Below are 18,109 nucleotides of genomic sequence, written 5' to 3' on the forward strand. Positions count from 1 at the left end.
GATTTTATATTATTTCCCGAATTCTGCATTCAACATTCTCCTTAAGCCTTCCTCCATAGAATATGGGGGAACAAAACCTGAAGACATCGCTTTTGTAGAATCATATTTAGTAACTGCACAGAATTTCTTCACGCGAACAGAACTGATCGTCAATTTTTTCCGGCTTAAAAATGCCAATACATCAAAGCCGTAACCTCCTAGCATCCCGATCCAGTAAGGGATATGGGTAGTCGGAATCTTTTTACCCAAAATCTCACCAGTATGATAAACCAAATCATTGGTAGTAAAATCGGGCTTGTCTACATAGTTATATACATTATAACCCTCTCGCTTATGTTGAATCAAGAATTCTAGAAATGCAACGACATTCCCAACATAGGACATAGACTTTTGATTTTTTCCATCACCGATCATCATGAATTTACCTGATGCAATTTGATTCAACAGGTTAAAAACATTCCCTCTGTTACCTTCTCCAAAGATCACTGTAGGGCGAACGATATTGATGTTCCAGTCAGCATGGGTCTTATACCACTCTTGAAGAACCTGCTCAGCCTCCCATTTACTCTTACCGTAATGGTTAAATGCATCCGCAGGAAAAGATTCATCCGGATTATCCTTATCCAAGCCATAAACCGCTACAGAACTGGTAAAGATCAGCCTGCTAACACCATTAGCTTCCATGGCTTCTAGGGTATGCCTCATCCCTTCCACATTCACATCATAATAAAGTGACGTCGGAGAAACATCATCCCTATGCTCTGCTGCTAACAAAATCACCACATCTTGGCCCTTCAAAAGCTCTTTTAATCGAACTTTATCAAGAACATTCGCAATTTTTGTCAACTGTGGATAACTAGAACTTTGTTGTTTATCAATATTGATAAGGTTTAGTGTGGGAGTATCAATGAGGTTTCCAATTAGCTTTGTGCCAACAAAACCTGAACCACCGATAATAGCTATATTCATCTAAAATCTAAATGTTATATTTTATTTATTAATGTGACTGAAACTGCATCTGGAGCTTCCCCAGCTTTAACCTCTTTAACCTGAGCCTCAGTAAACTGAGCAGTTTCTACTTTTATCGTTCCTTGTTCCATTTCCTGATTAACAAGTTTAGCATTTCTTTTGTTCACAAAATAATTGAAAGTCAATGTAAACAAGAACCACAAAACAAGATCCAAAAGAACAACTACATTATTGCTAATGAATTGAACGGTGATAATATTAAAAGCACAGAAAAACAAAGAGAGACCAATGATACTCATCATGGCACTCTTATGTGATAGACCTGATCGAAGTAATTTATGGTGCAAATGGCTACGATCTGCCTTGAACAAAGGCAAGCCCTTGTACCATCTGATAAATATTACCCTTGCTACATCAAAAACAGGAACGATCAATGTCGAGAAAGCTACAACAATAGCTCCTTCAGAAAAAGGCTTGATACTCTTATTGTTCATAGCAAAGCTAATGGCTAGAAATGCCATGGTATATCCTAAGGTCATACTGCCTGTATCACCCATAAATATCCTTCTCCTCCTTTTGGATGCACCAAAAACATTGTAATAGAAGAATGATATTAAAATACCTGTTGTAATAAATGCTAACAAGGCATGGATCCAGGCATGATAGAATGCAAATAAGGTCCCTAATACCAAACAGCCAACGCCAACCAGGCCAGAACATAATCCATCCAAACCATCGATCAGATTGATCGCATTGATGATAAGTACAGCAGCAAAAATTGTGAGCGGAATGCCAGCCCATGCTGGCAGATAAGTTAGGAACATCAATCCATAAAGATCATTGATCCATAATCCAGCTAGAGGAAAGAATGTAGCTACCAAAATCTGTGCAACAAACTTCCATTTATAGCTTACTCCAATTAAATCATCTGCTATCCCAATGATATAAAGAATTACCAGACCACAAATTAACATGATGAACATCGGAAATACTTCCCATGTCACAATGCCTAAATTGACAAAATTAGTCTTATAAACTAATACAACGGTAATGGCTAATAAACAACATTGAATGGGAACAAATGCAACTCCACCTAATCTAGGGATAATACTCTGGTGGACTTTTCTTGCATCGATGGGATCAAATAACCTCTTCCTATATGTTATAAGCATAATATATGGGATGATAATCTTCCCAAGAAATATGGCTAATAAGAAAGGAACAAGTAGAATGATAAACTCCATCGACTTAATTTTTTAGACTTTAGTTGAAAGCTGATTTAGTAACACTATATCTAACCAACGATTTAATTTTGCTTTATAAAATGAGCATTTGTTTGGAACAAATTTATAACATATTTAAAGGGCAAACGACTGATTAAGCCTATCCACACCTTATATTTCTCAATTTGTAGCCCAAACCTTACACCCTCATTTATGTGCTTAAACATCTAATTTCTAAGACTTATCAAATTTACTTAGCCCTAATTAATACCATTAAGCCAATTATTAAACCCATAATTTAGAGGTATGGAACAATATCTAGATTATTGCAAAGGAATTAATACCATAACCCCAGCAAAAGGAACTGAAATCAATAATTATATTATAAAAATAGAAAATTTAAATTAATAAATAAATTATTTAAAGATCTTTTTCCAAGCTGAAACCTTGGCGGGACGAATGCCTTCTTCGAAAACCGCATCCGTATCAAAGGCTAGATCATGTGCCATTTTTTTGTTTATTGCCCGATAAATTATCCCCCAATCTGGTAGCCCACCAAAGTTTCGGTCATCAATAAATAAATCAGCACTTAGTTTTCTTGGACCTTTACTCCGGTCCTCTTCAGGAAAATTCGAATTATGTGCGTAAAATTCCAACCCTTGATCTTTACAATAATCAATAGCCTCCTGTAACAACTCACCCTCCCTCACCGTCCACAATATCAATATATGATGCTCATTCTGTAATTGCTTCAAAATATCTATTGCAAAAGGAATGGGTTTCCCAATCCTTGGGTATCTATGCTCAACAATGGTTCCATCAAAATCAACCGCAATTACCATCTTTCAATATTTTTTATCTATTACAACAAATTCCAGTCCAAACCTTACTGATTTCAGTCAACTCATAAACAGATTTATAAGACCAATTCGGGAAAAATCAGTTCGTTTTTTCATAATGAAAAATCCTTTTATTCAAAATATAATTTTGTAAAAGTTACAATACCTAATTTTTTTCAAAATTTAATTAGGCAACCATTAAAAACCTTATAAACTACCCCCATTGACTTTAAATCAAAGTTATCCTATGATTTCCTGAATTTCCTTAACCAGCCGAACCCCCTTCTCCCACAGCCACTCATTGGATAAAAATTAAGTTTTAATAATTTAGCGCCGCAAATTTCACAACTATTCACAAAATAATTATCAATCATGAAAGTATTAAAAGTTGCTTTTTTATCTGCTGTTACCTTCCTTAGTTTGCAAGTCTCAGCTCAAGAGTCTGAAGGTGAGGAAAACCTAGAGATTGACACAACCAAAACTTGGACCATCATGGGTGAAAACACCTTTCTATTAAACCAAAGTTCCTTTTCAAACTGGGCTGCGGGTGGTGTAAACTCCTTGGCTGGAAATCTGATTTTCAATTACGATTTCAATTACAAAAAAGACAAATGGAATTGGGATAATAAATTGATCGCTGCCTATGGACAGACCTACCAAAAAGAAACAGATTGGAGAAAAAACGATGACCGTTTCGCTATTAACAGTTTACTAGGCTACCAAGCTGCTGAAAAATGGTATTACACCTTTTTCATGAACTTCAATACCCAATTTGCAAATGGTTATGAATATAAGGATCAGATTAGAGGAAGAAAGATTTCTGCCCCATTTGCTCCTGCATATTTAAGTTTCGGTCCAGGTATGGCTTTCAAAGAATCAGACAATTTCAAAATCAATATCTCTCCGGCATCTGCAAGGTTTGTGATGGTGGGAGCTGAAAGCCTAAGACCAGATTACGGTGTTGATCCAGATAAATTCTCAAGAAACGAATTTGGTGCAGCTTTAGATGCTTACTATAAAGTCGGGTTAATGGAAAACATTACTTTTGAAACCATCCTGAAATTATACTCTAATTATCTTCAAGATCCACAAAATATTGATGTAGACTATTTAGCAAACCTAAATCTACAGGTAAATAGGTTCATATCAGTAAATGCGGCCGTTCAACTGGTATATGATGACAACGTGAATGTTCCTAAAAGCGATGGCACCAAAGGCCCAGGATTACAAGTAAGACAGATCCTTGGTGCGGGTGTGACTTATAAGTTTTAAGAACCTTACAGAAAATTAATAAATTTATTAAAGGCGGCTAAATGGCCGCTTTTTTTGTGCCCTTATCCTACTTCTGTTTCGAATATTTTTAAGTTTCAAGAAACCAAAAGACTGAAAACCTGTTGTTTAATAAAGGAAATATAACATAAAATCTTATTCAAAATGGCTAAAATAGTTGCAGAACAATTGGTAGAAATGCTCGTTGAAGCGGGAGTTAAACGAGTATATGCAGTAACAGGTGATAGTTTGAACTTTTTCAATGAAGCAATTAGAAAAGATGGTAGAATCCAATGGATCCATGTCAGGCATGAGGAGGTTGGAGCTTATGCCGCTGCCGCTGAGGCAGAGTTGGATGGTTTAGCATGCTGTGCAGGAAGCTGTGGACCCGGACATGTGCATTTAATCAATGGGGTTTATGAAGCCCATCGTGCGCATGTACCTATGTTAGTGATTGCATCAACCATTCCAACAAATCAAATGGGAACCAGCTATTTCCAAGAAACAAACACCTATAAACTATTTGATGACTGTAGTGGGTACAACCAATTGATTACTACGGCCGAACAGGCTCCTCGTATCATTCAATCTGCAATTCAGCATGCAATCTCTCAAAAGGGAGTCAGTGTCATCGGGTTACCGGGCGATGTTTCTAAATTAAAGGCCAAAGAATCAATAACCTCAACCCAAATTTTCCGATGTAACCCTTTAATCAGACCCTCGGACACTGAACTTCAAAAAATTGCTGACCTCCTAAATAAAGGATCGAAAATCACTCTTTATGCTGGAATTGGCGCTATAGGTGCTAGGCAAGAATTACAGCTCCTGGCACAGAAACTAAAAGCACCAGTAGGCTATAGCTTTCGGGGAAAAATGAATGCCCAACTGCCTGCTCCCTATGATGTGGGAATGACTGGTCTTTTAGGCATCCCTTCCTGCTACCAAGCGATGAAAGAAGCGGATGTACTGCTATTGTTAGGTACTGATATGCCATATGATGATTTTATGCCAACCGACAACAAAATAATCCAGATCGATACAGCGGAAGAAAGGCTCGGCAGAAGATGTAAGCTCGATCTCGCGGCAGTAGGCGATATCCGAGAAACCATACTCGCTTTATTACCACTTTTAGAGGAAAAAGTGGACAGCGCCTTTCTGGACTCATTGGGCAATTTCGCAAAGAAAGTACAGGATAACCTTCATGAGTATGTTGACGATATAGGCACAAAAGATGCCATACAACCTGAATTTGTTGCCGATGTGATCAACAAACATGCTAGCCCTAATGCCATCTTTACCCTTGATACTGGAATGACCTGTGTATGGGGTGCTAGGTATATACAGCAAACAGGCGACCGGAAGATGCTTGGATCCTTTAATCATGGTAGCATGGCCAATGCCATGCCTATGGCAATTGGAGCGGCATTAGCCCATCCTGAAAGACAGGTCATAGCTATGTGCGGCGATGGTGGCCTTTCGATGTTGTTAGGAGATTTAGCAACCATAAAACAATATAATCTTCCCATAAAGCTTATTGTTTTTAATAATAGAGCTTTAGGTATGGTAAAACTTGAAATGCAAGTAGCTGGTTTGGTTGATAATCAAACTGATATGGAAAACCCGGACTTCGCTAAGGTTGCTGAAGCCTTCGGCATCCCAGCTATCAATATCCATAAGCCAGAAGAGGTAGATTCGGTCATCGCGGAAACTTTACGCGTCGATGGTCCATTCCTATTGAACATCTTCACCAACCCTAGCGCATTGGCAATGCCTTCCCACATCAGCGCAAATCAAGTCGTGGGCATGACAGAAAGTATGGGAAAACTGATCCTTGGCGGCCGGATGGACGAAGTCTTTGAAACCATTAAGTCAAACTACAAACACTTAAAAAGCATATTCTAAAAATAAAATAGGGCAAACTATCAGTTTGCCCTTTCCTATTATCCTTCAAAAAGTATTAAACAGTCAACCCTATTTAGGGATGGACAATTGACAATTGTCTCATGTCTCATGTCTTGTGTCTTGTGTCTAAATACTATTTACTCTTATACAAATGGCTCAACAAGGCGAAACATAAGATAAAACTCATGATAAAGCCAAACCACGAAAGTACAGGAATACCCCAGATCAGATAACCAACCCTTCCATGCGCAAGGATACTTGCCCCAACTCCAAAGGTCATTGCCAAAATGGACAGCAAAAATTTATTTCCCATCCTATGCAGGATCAATTGAAGATTATCAAAATCTTGCATTTTGTGGTTTACGGTTATTTTGTCCTCTTTTACCTTTTCTAAAATGGTCAACAGATCCAAAGGCACTTCAGTCAGGACATCCTTGGCAAATTTGGCTTTCTCCTTCAATTGCCCTAAAATATATTCTGAAGAAAATTTCTCAGCCGCTATCTTTTTGGCAAAGGGTTCAATACTCTCAGGCACATTGAGATCAGCATCTAATTGTCGACCTGTACCCTCTAATATTGAAACTCCACGAAGCAAGAGGTAAACAAAATCTGGCAATAAGATATGATTACTTTGCAAAACGATATTTAATTTTTGCAACATCACTGAAATATCAATGTCATCAAGGGCATTTTGCTTGATCATCTCAAATATTTCATAAGCATCTCTTTCCAACCGCCTTTCATCTTCAATATGGTGGGCTACAGAAAGTCTCTTTATGTTTTTTATCAAACTTTTGGCATCGTTTGCCAGAAAATCAAGAACCATGGCCTCTATGATCTTTCTATCCTCTGGAATCATAAATCCCATGGCGCCAAAGTCTATAAAAACGATCTGACCACGATGGTTGACAAAAACATTTCCGGGATGGGGATCGGCATGGAAGAAACCGTGCATCAGCACCTGTTCTAAATAGAGATCTAATACATTTTGCAAAACCGACTTTGGATATAGCCCATATTGCTTAAATCCTTCTTGATCATTAACCTTTACGCCATCTATAAACTCCATGCAGATCAAGGTATCTGTACTAAATTTCCTATAAACTTTAGGAACATAAACATCCTTGTTCTCTTTGAAGTTTCTTCTAAACCGCTCGATATTATTTATTTCATTGGTAAACGAAAGCTCATTCAACAGGGAACTTTCAAAAGAAAGAACGATTTGATAAAGGTTCATTTTATAGACTACTTCATATTTCCGCTGAAGTAGCTTGACTAAATCTTTGATAAAATCCAGGTCAGCTTGAATGACCTCGTCAATTTCCTCTCTTTTTACCTTTAATACAACCTCTTTACCATTTTTTAAAGTAGCTCGATAGACCTGAGCAATTGAGGCTGAAGCTATAGGAATTTCATCAATGGAGATAAAATGTTCATCAAGGTCAACCTCTAATTCATCGGCCAACCTTTTTCGGATATCAATACCTTCTAAAGCAACTTCATCCTGCAGTTTTATTAGCTCCTCCTGTAGGTCTTTGGGAATAATATCTGGGCGATTGCTCAGTAATTGCCCCAACTTAATAAATGTTGGACCCAATTCTTCAATAGCTAGTCGGACCCTTACATTAAAATCTTCCTCAAATACCTTTCGAGCATGATTATTCCAGAACAAGAAACTATCTGGCAATATCCTATCAAGATTGGACCTGGAGACAACTTCATCAAATCCATGTTTCGAAAGGATTTTTAGAATTTGTCCAACACGCTTTATCTTTTGAAAACCATTGATATGCTTCATATTGATATTTATGATGCCTTTTTATTTCCTATTTAAATCCGTAACCAACAATGGATTACCCATTTTCATTTCACTAATAAAATCAGCAACCTTTTGGGTGGAAGCTGCCTCCATTAGAAAGTCAAGTTCTTTTTGCGTAACTCCTACCAATTGGATAAAAGACACCTCTCCATGCGCTGTATTGATCCGCCCTAATTGAGGGTCAAGAGTGGTGACAAAACCAACAATTGCTGTGTCTGTATTTAATCGGATTGGACCCTTTGCCGGAATGAACTGATTCTCTTCAAACCATCTTCCACTCTGGTAAACATATCGGGCCAGATTATTGAAAACCTGCATCGCCCATCCTGGATCACCTTGATCTTCAGCAAAAGGTACCAACCTAAAGGTGAATTCAAAACCCCATTTACTAAATTCACTACTCGCCATTTCAGGATTATAGTAAAGTTCACTCATACCGTACGTAACTAAATGTAAATGGGCTGGATCTTGCCTATTATCATATACGCTTATACCGTCAATAGGATCGGTTCCGCCTGCGGCAAAATGCAAACCACATAATGGTCCATAATGCCTAGGTTCAATTCCTGGATACACTGTAGTTAGCTGTTCATCGATTGCGGTCCAACCTACCGTATCTTCCTCGTTATATTTCGATAAATATTCTTCTTTAGTCATATTGCTTACTTAATTAATACATTACACACTCAATTGTTTGAGCTTATTTACAAATAGGAATGCTTTCCCTAGATTATTCCTTGAAATACATCTAAAATCAAGCCACTCATTCAAATGCATGATTCAAGAAATGTTCAGTTTTCAATTGGTTATAAGTTAATAATCGAAAATCATAATCCAAAAATTAACCGGATTTTCAGTAATGTAAAATTTCATTCTAAATGGGAATCTCTTCTGTATTTCCCATAAATTACACCATCAAACCTTGAAAACATGATAAAAGATAGATTAGCATCTGTGTTAGGAAGACGCGATGAAGAACCTAACATTCTATTGGCTCAAGAAATAGCTCAAAACAATGATAAAAATGCTATTGAGGAACTATTCCAATTAATCCAGGGCAAACAAAAAGACTTACAGAATGACAGCATCAAAGTTCTTTATGAGATAGGAGAAATATCACCTCAAATCCTTATTGTAATGATTTTATGGATGCCTTAAAAAGTAAAAACAACAGACTTCAATGGGGAGCTATGACAGCATTAAAAACCATATCCCTGCTTGAGGCCGATCATATCGCAAATAACATCATGACACTTGAAAATGCGGTAGAACAAGGTTCCGTGATCACCAGGGACAATTATGTCGCCATATTAACCAATCTAACAAGCCTCCCACCATACCAGGAACTTGCTTTCAATGCAATCATCAAACAATTATCGCAATGCCCTACAAACCAATTAGCAATGTACGCTGAGCTGGTCAGTACTAAAATAAAATCACCATATTCCAAGAAATTTACCGAAACTTTATCGGGCAGATTAGAGGAAATCGAAAAAGACAGTAAACGAAAAAGAGTCGAAAAAGTAATCAAGAAAATAACATGATCCAGCCCTTTTATGAATGTTTATATTTGATTAATACATCTGTAATATTTCGACGATATCAGAGAAGCCTTTCTGTTCAGCATGTTCCAAAGCAGATACCCCATCTTTATCAGCGATAGACTTATCGGCTCCGCCCTTCAAAAGTATATTTACAATATCCACATAATCCTTGCTGCCATCCCCAAGAATAACAGCCTCTAACAATGCAGTCCAACCTAATTTGTTAATATGGTTTATTGGAAAGTTCTTCGTGTGACATAATAACCGAACTACATCAACATATCCCTTTTCAGCAGCTGGAATCAATGCCGTACCGTTAAATCGGTTAAAAACATCAAAACGCGCCCCATAGGCAAGGTACAATTTTACTAAATCTAAATATCCTGATGCTGCAGCATATAGAAAGGGACTGTTCAACAGCTCATCTTGTTGGTTGGGATCCGCTCCCCGCTTAACCAAAAAAGCTGCCGTTGGATAATCATTCTGATAGGTCGCAATCATTAATAGGTTTTGCGACTGTTCATTAACGTCATTAACTTGACTATCAATGAGGTTCTTTTCAAGGTAGACAGTATCTCCCCGCCTTACTGCACTTTCAATCTCTGATCCTATTTTCATTTTTGCTTTTCATTGTATTTATTCAGATTTTGAACAAACAACTTTATTGCCAGTTATTAATATTTCAAAACCTTCTATTAAACAGTCTCTATCAATCCAATCTTCATTGAATTTATTAACTTCAATAATAAGCTCATTCTTACCTGAAATCACAATAAATATATTTAATTTTTACATTACATCACAGCGTAAACCAATCTATATTTTATTGTAGCTAATCGGCTTCAAATCCTAGTCAAATAAAACATTTTTAATCTATTTTCATTTATTATCATAGATCAATGTGCAAGTATAATTTTATCCCAAAATTTGCAGTAATAAACAAAAACGAAATTAAAAATATATGAATATGAAAACTCTATTAAGCTTTTTTACAGCCCTGATTTTAGTTAGCAACGTTGCATTCGCACAAACAAAATGGTCTGTTGACCCTGCACATACGAATGCTCGTTTTGAAATCAAACACTTAGGAATCTCTTTCGTTGATGGAGATTTCACCAAGTTGGAAGGTCAAGTAGAATCTAAAGATTCTGTGAACTTTGACAATGCTACTGTTTCATTTGACATTGATGTGAACAGCATCGATACTAGAATTGAAGCAAGAGACAATCACTTGAAGAGCGATGACTTCTTCAGTGCAGAGAAATTCCCAAAAATGACCCTTAAAAATGCCACCCTTAAAAAAGCTGGCAAAGGTAAATTCAAACTGACAGGAGACCTAACCATTAAAGACGTAACAAAAAGTGTAACCTTTGATGTGATCCAAAATAACGGTACTATCCTAGATCCTTGGGGAAAAACCAGAGCTGGATTTACAGCTACTACTTCAATCAACCGTTTTGATTACAACATTAAATATGCAGACAAAACCGCTGCAGGAATCGACGCAGTCGCTCCTGAAGTTGCCATCACAGTAAATGTGGAATTGGTTAAGAACTAACTCTTAAGGGGAAAATTAATCCACGTTGATTATAGCCTTGAATCACAAATAACTATATATTAATTAGAAAGGGATAGCAAAAACTATCCCTTTTTCTTTGTTATATTTGATAATAAACAGCATTTATGCTATTCAATAAACCTCCTTATGTGTAAATACCTTGCTAATAGGTTCAGGGAAGTCATGCTTTCCGGGACTTGGATCGCGAACAGCAATTGGCAAAAAGAATTGAGTGATATACATTTAGAACTGGCCATGAAAAAAGTCCCTAATATAAACCGAATTTACGACCTCAGTTTCCATGTCCTTTATTATATCAAAGGGATAAACCAATTTTTCCAAACCGGAAACCTGGATATTAAAGACTCCCTTAGCTTTCCCATGGTTGATTTAAAGAACAATGAAGAATGGCAATCTTTAAAAAATGATTTATTCTACCAATCTGAAACCCTCGCCAAATCCATTGAGGAAATCTATGATGCTAAACTACAGCAAGATTTCTTCGATGAAAAATACGGTTCCTATTTAAGAAATATCGATGGACAGATTGAACATGCCTATTATCACCTTGGCCAAATAGTCCTGCTCAAGAAAATGCTGACTTACTCCTCAGTCTCATAGGACCAAGACAATAACCTATCTTGGAATATCCTTGAAATCTTATTGAAATAGCGTTTGTGCTTATATCCCATCACCCATTGAATCCCTTCAACGGCATTGGTACAGAATATTTCATCGGCTACTTTGACAATATCAGGTTTTATTTCAGCCTCAACAACCTCAATACCTTGCTCCTGCGCCATATCCATAACTACTCGACGCATAACCCCTGCAATACATCCTTCAGATAACGCTGGCGTATAGAGCACCTTATCATAATAGATAAAAATATTTGAGGCCAAAGCCTCACAAAGGTTACCAGATTGGTTAAGGATCAAGACTTCATCAAAGGCATTCTTTTTCTTGAAAAGTCCTGCCATTACATAGATTAAGGCATTATTGGACTTAATCTTAGATAGCTCTGAATAAGCCTTTTTGTATTCGGTATATATATCAATGATTAAACCAGTCTTTTTATCCCTCAGGGTTTCTGGTTTTCGATCTACTTGCAGAATATAGGCCGCTTTATTGGTTTCTGGACTATACAGCCCTCCCCCTTGTCTGAAGACGATAAGGCGAACCCGGGCTTGCTGTCCCACCATATTGTTTTTGCGAAGCAACTCTTCTACTTTACTGCGGATAAAAAAGGAATCAAATTGGTCGGCATCATCAAAATGCAACATGCTCATGCTTTCCGCCAAGCGCTCCAAATGAAGGTCCAGAAAACGGATATCCCCATCCTTCCATAACATGGTTTCAAAAATACCATCTCCATAACGAAATGCGCGGCTATCAGCGTCTAGTATAGCCATATCTTGAGGTACCACAGTACCGTTGTAGTTAATAAAATGTGTGGGCATAAATATATTTAGAATCTAACTTTGATTAATTGAGCTGTAACTTCTCCATTTCTCTAATGCTAAACGGAAATCTTCCGGCATTGGTACTTCAAAATGCAAAAATTCTTTAGATTTTGGATGAATAAACCCTAAACTCCTGGCATGCAGGGCTTGACGGGGAAGCAAGCTAAAGGTATTCTCAACAAACTGTTTGTACTTGGAAAACGACGTGCCTTTTAAGATTTTATCACCACCATAGGATTCATCACTGAAAAGCGGATGTCCAATGGATTTCATATGGGCGCGGATCTGATGGGTTCTTCCGGTCTCCAGTTGACATTCGATCAAGGTAACATAGCCTAAGCGTTCCAGAACACGATAATGCGTAACCGACCACTTCCCCTTCTCTTCATCCTCGTACATATCCATGATCCTTCTATCCTTCAAGTTACGACCAATATATCCTGATACGGTTCCGTCCTCAGCAATATCACCCCAAACCAAGGCTACATACTTCCGGGTGATGCTATGCTCAAAAAACTGCTTCGCCAAAAAGGTCATTGCCCATTCATTCTTGGCAATGACGAGTAGTCCCGAAGTGTCCTTATCAATCCGATGGACCAATCCAGGACGTCCGGTATTACCCGGCAGGGTCGGCAATTGGTTGAGATGGAAGGTCAAGGCATTGACCAAGGTACCGGTGTAATTATTAAATCCAGGATGAACGACCATACCAGCCTCTTTATTAACCAATAAAACGTCCTCATCTTCATATACAATATCCAAGGGAATATCCTCTGGATATACCTCGGTATCTCTTGGCGGATCGGGCAATACCACGGTAATGACATCAAATGGCTTCACCTTATAGCTTGCCTTGATTACTTTATCATTGACCTTTACCGTTCCAGCATCTATAGCATTTTGAATCCGGTTTCGTGAAGTGTTTTCAACCCTATTCATCAAGAATTTATCGATGCGCAACAAGGCCTGCCCTTTATCCGCAACAATTCTTAAATGTTCATAGAGCTCCTGCTCCTCTTGCTCGTTATCCAAATGATCTGTCATGCTGCAAAAATAGCATTTTTATAATCATTCTATTTCCTGCAAGAAAAAAGCATAATTTTAACACATGCATTTGCCATTTCAAATTTTCAGCCCCGAAGAAGAAATATCGGACCCTCGATTCCAAGAAAAAGATATCAGTCTTTTTATCAAACGTGATGATAAGATCCATCCCTTTATTTCGGGGAACAAATGGCGTAAATTAAAATATCAACTGGAATATGCTAAATCAAAAGACATCAACAATTTAGTGACTTTTGGAGGCGCTTGGTCAAACCATCTGTTGGCCTGTGCTGCTGCAGCAGCAACTTTCGGATTCCAGGCAACCGCCTATGTCCGTGGCGAGGAAATACGAAATCCCGTTTTGGATATGTGCAAAATATTCGGCCTCAAACTCAACTTCGTAGATAGAGAATCTTATAGACACAAAACCGAGCTTTACTCAAAAAAGCACGACCCCCTTAACAGTCTATTTATTGATGAAGGTGGAAAATCCGAGCGCGGACTATTGGGGTGTGCTGAACTAATAACTGAACTCAAACAAGAATACGACCATATCTTTGTAGCTTCAGGAACAGGGACTACGGTCGCTGGACTTCAACTAGGGATTGAAAAAGAAAAACTCAAATCCCAGGTCCATACAGTGCCTGTTTTAAAAGGAGCCGATGGCTTGTTGGCAGATTTCTCCCAATGGAATGTACCGACCGAAAAGATAATTATGCACCCTGATTATCATTTCTCTGGATATGCCAAGACCAAACCAGAATTGATCGCCTTTATCAAGAATTTTGTCAGCTCCACTGGAATCATGGTCGAACCTACCTATACGGGAAAGCTTATGTACGCGGTTTATGATCTCATTGAAAAAGATTATTTCAAACCGAAAAGCAAAATATTGGTTATTCATACAGGTGGGATAACGGGTCTGTTGGGATACCTTGATCTTTTTAACATGTAAAATGACATTAATCTTAAGGTGAAATCACTTATTAATAATATTTTTACGGCCAAATGGATCAGCATTTACCACTAAATCAACCAATAATAAAAAAATAAAATGCGCATAAAGCTGTTATTACTTCTATTATTTGTCCTAGCTCAATTACCATCCTTCGCGCTTCAAATACAAATCCACGATACGGTAAGTACGAAAGAACAAAGGGACAGTGTACTGCCTACGGCCCATTTATACGATATCGTTGATGCATTCCGGGATATTAATCCTTTCAAAAAAGACAACAAACAACCTTCTGGTAAAAGATCTGCAATTTCCTATCTACCCAATATTAACTATAACCCCTCCATAGGCGCCCAAATAGGGATTAAGGCCGTGGGCGGAAAAGTTCTCGGTAATGAACCCAATACCGCCATGTCTATTGCTGCCACCGCTTTAAGTGCCACCACCCGTGGTATTATCGTGGGCTATCTATTGCATGACATCTACACCCCTGGCAACAAATGGAACATAAAGGGCGGGGCCATGGTAGCAAAAGCGGTAGGACTTGATTACGGACTTGGAATTGGCGGAACACTAGAGAACCCCACTGAAGAAGAACTCATCCTGAACAACCCGGATAGACAGCGATATGTCAACAAATATATGGCCTACACCATCAATGAACGGGTATATAAACAGTTATTCCCAGGAGCATTTGTTGGTGTTGGTGTATTTTTCGAATTAAAAAGACAGTTAAGTACAGTAGGTAGCCAAGAAAATATGTCTCCTGTAGAAATTTACAGCCGTTGGAATGATTTCGATCCCACTCGCGTAAACAACAACGGTTTTATGGTCAATATGCAATATATGACCAGGGATAACCCTAACTCTGCCTATAAAGGCTATTATGTGGACATGGTCCTTCGCATGAATCAAACGTGGCTGGGAAGCACACATAATGCCTATCAATTACAGACAGATTTCAGAAAATATTGGCAATTATCCACAGATAGACCAAACCATGTGATTGCTTTTTGGAACTTTGGATCTTATAACCTAGGTGGTAAACTTCCATATATCGATCTTCCCGGTACTGCAAAAGACACTTACGCCCGTAGTGGCCGCGGTTATACCATGGGATATTTCAAAGGAACTTCCTTCTTTTACTCAGAAGTAGAATATAGATACCCAATTTTAAGGAATCAGTTCCTGAGCGGTGTCGTCTTTGCAAATATCCAAACAGCAAATGATAAAATGGGAACCAAGCTTTTCCAGACATGGCAACCAGCTGCTGGCGCCGGCCTGAGATTATTATTTAACAAAGCGACCCGAACTAACCTTTGTATTGATTATGCTTTTGGTAAATTTGGGCAGCATGGTTTATTCTTGGGTTTAAACGAAGCATTCTAATTATTTTTATATTAATATTTTAATAATATTAACCTACATGTATTTTAAACAATTTGGCTTAATCAGCCTTTCAGCGACTATTTCTTTCTTTTCGGCAAATGCACAAACCATTTCAAGGGACACTAGTATCAACGAGATAGCACCTATTGAAATAAAAGCACATTTCAACTCACAAGCCATGCTGGACCTAACGACTTCAGCCAAGGTTGTTTCCAAAAAATTGATAGAATCTCAATCCCCTAGCAGTTTCTTGAGCGCAATCAATACCACCAGCGGATTGAGAATGGAAGAAAGATCACCTGGAAGCTATCGACTTGCACTCCGCGGAAGCATGCTCCGCTCACCATTTGGAGTAAGGAATACCAAGATATATTTAGATGAAATACCTTTTACCGACGCTAGCGGCAACACCTATTTGAATATCCTTGATCCCGTGGGTATCAACAGTATCCAGATCATTAAAGGCCCAGACGGTTCCTTATATGGTCCTAATTCAGGTGGTGTTATCAGATTTATCCCTGAAGGTTTCGGACAGGTCAATAACGAAAAATACTTAATGCTTTCTGGAGGTTCCTTTGGTTTATTCCATGAGCAACTGCAGATTAACCATCAAGTCAATGAAAACTATAATTTTTCATTTGACCAAGCGTACTTGCGATCAGATGGCTATAGGCAACATACCGCAATGGACAAATTGTTTTTCCAGACTGCACATCAGTGGAAATACAATGCCCATGGTAAATTAAAGGGATTCGCACTTTATACCGACATGGGCTATCAAACCCCTGGTGCATTGACCCAACAGCAATATGATGAGGATCCAACACAGTTCAGGCCAGCTGGCGGGCCTTTCCAAAGCGCCAAAGATCAAAAAGCTGCTATTTACAACAAAACATTTATCGGAGGTATTACCAATGAATACCAGATAACAAATAGATTGAAAAATGTGGTTTCCTTATTTGGGAGTTATACCGACCTGGAGAATCCATTTATTACCAATTACGAATCCAGGATTGAGAAAAACCTAGGTTTTAGGACATACTTCTCCTACGAAAATATCGATAAGCAAGATTTCCAATGGGAAATGCAATTAGGAGGCGAAGGACAAAAAGGCTGGTACAATGTCAAGAACTACACAAATAACCTTGGAAAAATTGGTAACCTAACGGATGATGACAAGCTAGAAAACTTTCAACATTTCTATTTCTATAGATTCAAAACCAAACTTTACCAAAAACTTACAGCAGAGGCATCTATCGGCTTGAACTTTAACGATATAAACTTTAAGAAAACAGCCGCAGGCGAAGTCAATGTAAATGGAGAAATCAACTTTGACAAGAGCTGGATGCCTAGATTGGGATTATCCTATGCAGCGACAGATAACTTCGCTATCAGGGCATCCATTTCCAAAGGATACTCAACTCCTACCATTGCCGAAGTTAGGTCCTCAGACAATCAGATCAACCAAAACCTCAACACTGAAACCGGTGTAAACTATGAAGCTGGAATTCGTTTTGAAACCCATGACCGTAGATTTATTGCCGATCTTGCTGCCTATAACTACCAAATGAAAAATGGTATCATCAGACAATTGAACGATGCCGGAAATGAATTTTTCCAAAATGCAGGTAGAATTGACCAAAAGGGAATTGAAGCTCAGGTCCTGACTCAACTGGTTGCCAATGATCATTCAGCATTTTTAAATGGCTTGATCCTATCCAGCAACTTAACTTACCAGGATTATAAATTCAAGGAATATGTGATTGGAGAAAACAATTTCAATGGAAACAAAGTTACTTCCGTTCCGAATTGGATATGGGCAAATACACTTTCATTCAATTTCATTAAGGATATAGATTTAAACATCTTACATAATTTCACATCAAGTATTCCATTAAATGACGCCAATACAGTTTCAGCATCTAAATACCATGTATTGCAAGCCAAAATATCTTGGCTAACCCCTATCTCCAGCAGATACAAATTGCAGGTATTTACAGGTGCCGATAATATCCTGAACGAAAAATACAGCTTAGGAAATGACATAAATGCAATGGGTAACCGTTATTTTAATGCTGCACCTACTCGGAATTTCTATGCCGGAGTCAAGGTAATTTTGTAAGGTTTTTGCTTTT

17 protein-coding genes are annotated in these 18,109 nt (G+C 38.1%); 9 read left to right on the forward strand and 8 right to left on the reverse strand.

The window, feature by feature from the left end:
* Positions 1-9 precede the first annotated feature (9 nt).
* From NLF99_RS07240 to NLF99_RS07250, 3 genes are all read right to left on the reverse strand, one after another.
* Entirely contained in the window at positions 10-969 is a 960-nt protein-coding gene (locus NLF99_RS07240) for an NAD-dependent epimerase/dehydratase family protein (RefSeq protein ID WP_185212440.1), read from the reverse strand.
* A gap of 14 nt (positions 970-983) precedes the next feature.
* Positions 984-2,141, reverse strand: coding sequence for an MraY family glycosyltransferase (locus tag NLF99_RS07245; RefSeq protein ID WP_254527412.1), 1,158 nt, complete (start codon positions 2,139-2,141; stop codon positions 984-986).
* Between the two features lie 467 nt (positions 2,142-2,608).
* Positions 2,609-3,034: a BT0820 family HAD-type phosphatase gene (locus tag NLF99_RS07250; protein WP_185212442.1), complete on the reverse strand. Its 426-nt coding sequence runs from the start codon at positions 3,032-3,034 to the stop codon at positions 2,609-2,611.
* A 369-nt stretch (positions 3,035-3,403) separates the two neighbouring features.
* Here NLF99_RS07250 and NLF99_RS07255 point away from each other — a divergent pair, with 369 nt between their 5' ends.
* Positions 3,404-4,303 carry a DUF3078 domain-containing protein gene (locus tag NLF99_RS07255; protein WP_254527413.1) on the forward strand — a complete coding sequence of 300 codons (900 nt, stop codon included), beginning with the start codon at positions 3,404-3,406 and terminating at the stop codon, positions 4,301-4,303.
* 162 nt (positions 4,304-4,465) lie between these two features.
* Positions 4,466-6,202 (forward strand): thiamine pyrophosphate-dependent enzyme, encoded by a 1,737-nt coding sequence (locus NLF99_RS07260; protein ID WP_254527414.1) that lies wholly within the window; start codon positions 4,466-4,468, stop codon positions 6,200-6,202.
* Positions 6,203-6,335: 133 nt separating this feature from the next.
* On the opposite strand, the gene NLF99_RS07265 is transcribed toward NLF99_RS07260, so the two are convergent.
* The gene (locus NLF99_RS07265) at positions 6,336-8,000 is read right to left on the reverse strand and encodes an AarF/ABC1/UbiB kinase family protein (protein ID WP_254527415.1); all 1,665 of its coding nucleotides are present in this window, start codon (positions 7,998-8,000) and stop codon (positions 6,336-6,338) included.
* A 21-nt stretch (positions 8,001-8,021) separates the two neighbouring features.
* Positions 8,022-8,678 (reverse strand): suppressor of fused domain protein, encoded by a 657-nt coding sequence (locus NLF99_RS07270; RefSeq protein ID WP_254527416.1) that lies wholly within the window; start codon positions 8,676-8,678, stop codon positions 8,022-8,024.
* A gap of 273 nt (positions 8,679-8,951) precedes the next feature.
* On the opposite strand from NLF99_RS07270, the gene NLF99_RS07275 reads away from it, so the two are divergent.
* On the forward strand, positions 8,952-9,179 hold the full coding sequence (locus NLF99_RS07275) for a hypothetical protein (protein ID WP_254527417.1): 228 nt from the start codon (positions 8,952-8,954) through the stop codon (positions 9,177-9,179).
* Positions 9,180-9,211: 32 nt separating this feature from the next.
* Entirely contained in the window at positions 9,212-9,565 is a 354-nt protein-coding gene (locus tag NLF99_RS07280; RefSeq protein ID WP_254527418.1) for a hypothetical protein, read from the forward strand.
* Positions 9,566-9,595: 30 nt separating this feature from the next.
* Here NLF99_RS07280 and NLF99_RS07285 read toward each other — a convergent pair whose 3' ends face one another.
* On the reverse strand, positions 9,596-10,183 hold the full coding sequence (locus tag NLF99_RS07285) for an ankyrin repeat domain-containing protein (RefSeq protein WP_185212448.1): 588 nt from the start codon (positions 10,181-10,183) through the stop codon (positions 9,596-9,598).
* A 349-nt stretch (positions 10,184-10,532) separates the two neighbouring features.
* Between NLF99_RS07285 and NLF99_RS07290 the strand changes: the two genes are divergently transcribed.
* Both NLF99_RS07290 and NLF99_RS07295 read left to right on the forward strand, forming a co-directional pair.
* Complete coding sequence (locus NLF99_RS07290; protein WP_185212449.1) at positions 10,533-11,123, forward strand: YceI family protein; 591 nt, start codon at positions 10,533-10,535, stop codon at positions 11,121-11,123.
* Between the two features lie 147 nt (positions 11,124-11,270).
* Positions 11,271-11,744, forward strand: coding sequence for a DUF1572 domain-containing protein (locus NLF99_RS07295; protein ID WP_254527419.1), 474 nt, complete (start codon positions 11,271-11,273; stop codon positions 11,742-11,744).
* Here the strand turns inward: NLF99_RS07295 and NLF99_RS07300 are convergent.
* Both NLF99_RS07300 and NLF99_RS07305 read right to left on the reverse strand, forming a co-directional pair.
* Positions 11,726-12,583 (reverse strand): aminotransferase class IV, encoded by an 858-nt coding sequence (locus NLF99_RS07300; protein ID WP_185216655.1) that lies wholly within the window; start codon positions 12,581-12,583, stop codon positions 11,726-11,728. The two genes, NLF99_RS07295 and NLF99_RS07300, sit on opposite strands and share 19 nt — an antisense overlap.
* A 15-nt stretch (positions 12,584-12,598) precedes the next feature.
* Complete coding sequence (locus tag NLF99_RS07305) at positions 12,599-13,630, reverse strand: RluA family pseudouridine synthase (protein ID WP_185212455.1); 1,032 nt, start codon at positions 13,628-13,630, stop codon at positions 12,599-12,601.
* Positions 13,631-13,694: 64 nt separating this feature from the next.
* On the opposite strand from NLF99_RS07305, the gene NLF99_RS07310 reads away from it, so the two are divergent.
* The 3 genes from NLF99_RS07310 (at position 13,695) to NLF99_RS07320 (ending at position 18,096) form a co-directional block, all read left to right on the forward strand.
* A complete protein-coding gene (locus tag NLF99_RS07310; protein WP_254527420.1) occupies positions 13,695-14,585 on the forward strand; it encodes a 1-aminocyclopropane-1-carboxylate deaminase/D-cysteine desulfhydrase in 891 nt (296 codons plus the stop codon).
* Positions 14,586-14,684: 99 nt separating this feature from the next.
* Positions 14,685-15,974: a BamA/TamA family outer membrane protein gene (locus tag NLF99_RS07315; RefSeq protein WP_254527421.1), complete on the forward strand. Its 1,290-nt coding sequence runs from the start codon at positions 14,685-14,687 to the stop codon at positions 15,972-15,974.
* A 37-nt stretch (positions 15,975-16,011) separates the two neighbouring features.
* Positions 16,012-18,096 (forward strand): TonB-dependent receptor, encoded by a 2,085-nt coding sequence (locus NLF99_RS07320; protein ID WP_254527422.1) that lies wholly within the window; start codon positions 16,012-16,014, stop codon positions 18,094-18,096.
* Positions 18,097-18,109 lie beyond the last annotated feature (13 nt).

This window comes from Sphingobacterium sp. LZ11T8, assembly GCF_024261425.1.
Lineage (GTDB): Bacteria > Bacteroidota > Bacteroidia > Sphingobacteriales > Sphingobacteriaceae > Sphingobacterium.

Excerpts from the sequence above, each read along its gene's own strand:
- NLF99_RS07245 (WP_254527412.1), bottom strand. The coding sequence starts at position 2,141 with ATGCTTATAACATATAGGAAGAGGTTATTTGATCCCATCGATGCAAGA.
- NLF99_RS07240 (WP_185212440.1), bottom strand. The coding sequence starts at position 969 with ATGAATATAGCTATTATCGGTGGTTCAGGTTTTGTTGGCACAAAGCTA.
- NLF99_RS07320 (WP_254527422.1), top strand. The coding sequence starts at position 16,012 with ATGTATTTTAAACAATTTGGCTTAATCAGCCTTTCAGCGACTATTTCT.
- NLF99_RS07305 (WP_185212455.1), bottom strand. The coding sequence starts at position 13,630 with ATGACAGATCATTTGGATAACGAGCAAGAGGAGCAGGAGCTCTATGAA.
- NLF99_RS07285 (WP_185212448.1), bottom strand. The coding sequence starts at position 10,183 with ATGAAAATAGGATCAGAGATTGAAAGTGCAGTAAGGCGGGGAGATACT.
- NLF99_RS07295 (WP_254527419.1), top strand. The coding sequence starts at position 11,271 with ATGTGTAAATACCTTGCTAATAGGTTCAGGGAAGTCATGCTTTCCGGG.
- NLF99_RS07275 (WP_254527417.1), top strand. The coding sequence starts at position 8,952 with ATGATAAAAGATAGATTAGCATCTGTGTTAGGAAGACGCGATGAAGAA.
- NLF99_RS07280 (WP_254527418.1), top strand. The coding sequence starts at position 9,212 with ATGACAGCATTAAAAACCATATCCCTGCTTGAGGCCGATCATATCGCA.
- NLF99_RS07290 (WP_185212449.1), top strand. The coding sequence starts at position 10,533 with ATGAAAACTCTATTAAGCTTTTTTACAGCCCTGATTTTAGTTAGCAAC.
- NLF99_RS07260 (WP_254527414.1), top strand. The coding sequence starts at position 4,466 with ATGGCTAAAATAGTTGCAGAACAATTGGTAGAAATGCTCGTTGAAGCG.
- NLF99_RS07310 (WP_254527420.1), top strand. The coding sequence starts at position 13,695 with ATGCATTTGCCATTTCAAATTTTCAGCCCCGAAGAAGAAATATCGGAC.
- NLF99_RS07270 (WP_254527416.1), bottom strand. The coding sequence starts at position 8,678 with ATGACTAAAGAAGAATATTTATCGAAATATAACGAGGAAGATACGGTA.
- NLF99_RS07255 (WP_254527413.1), top strand. The coding sequence starts at position 3,404 with ATGAAAGTATTAAAAGTTGCTTTTTTATCTGCTGTTACCTTCCTTAGT.
- NLF99_RS07250 (WP_185212442.1), bottom strand. The coding sequence starts at position 3,034 with ATGGTAATTGCGGTTGATTTTGATGGAACCATTGTTGAGCATAGATAC.
- NLF99_RS07265 (WP_254527415.1), bottom strand. The coding sequence starts at position 8,000 with ATGAAGCATATCAATGGTTTTCAAAAGATAAAGCGTGTTGGACAAATT.
- NLF99_RS07315 (WP_254527421.1), top strand. The coding sequence starts at position 14,685 with ATGCGCATAAAGCTGTTATTACTTCTATTATTTGTCCTAGCTCAATTA.
- NLF99_RS07300 (WP_185216655.1), bottom strand. The coding sequence starts at position 12,583 with ATGCCCACACATTTTATTAACTACAACGGTACTGTGGTACCTCAAGAT.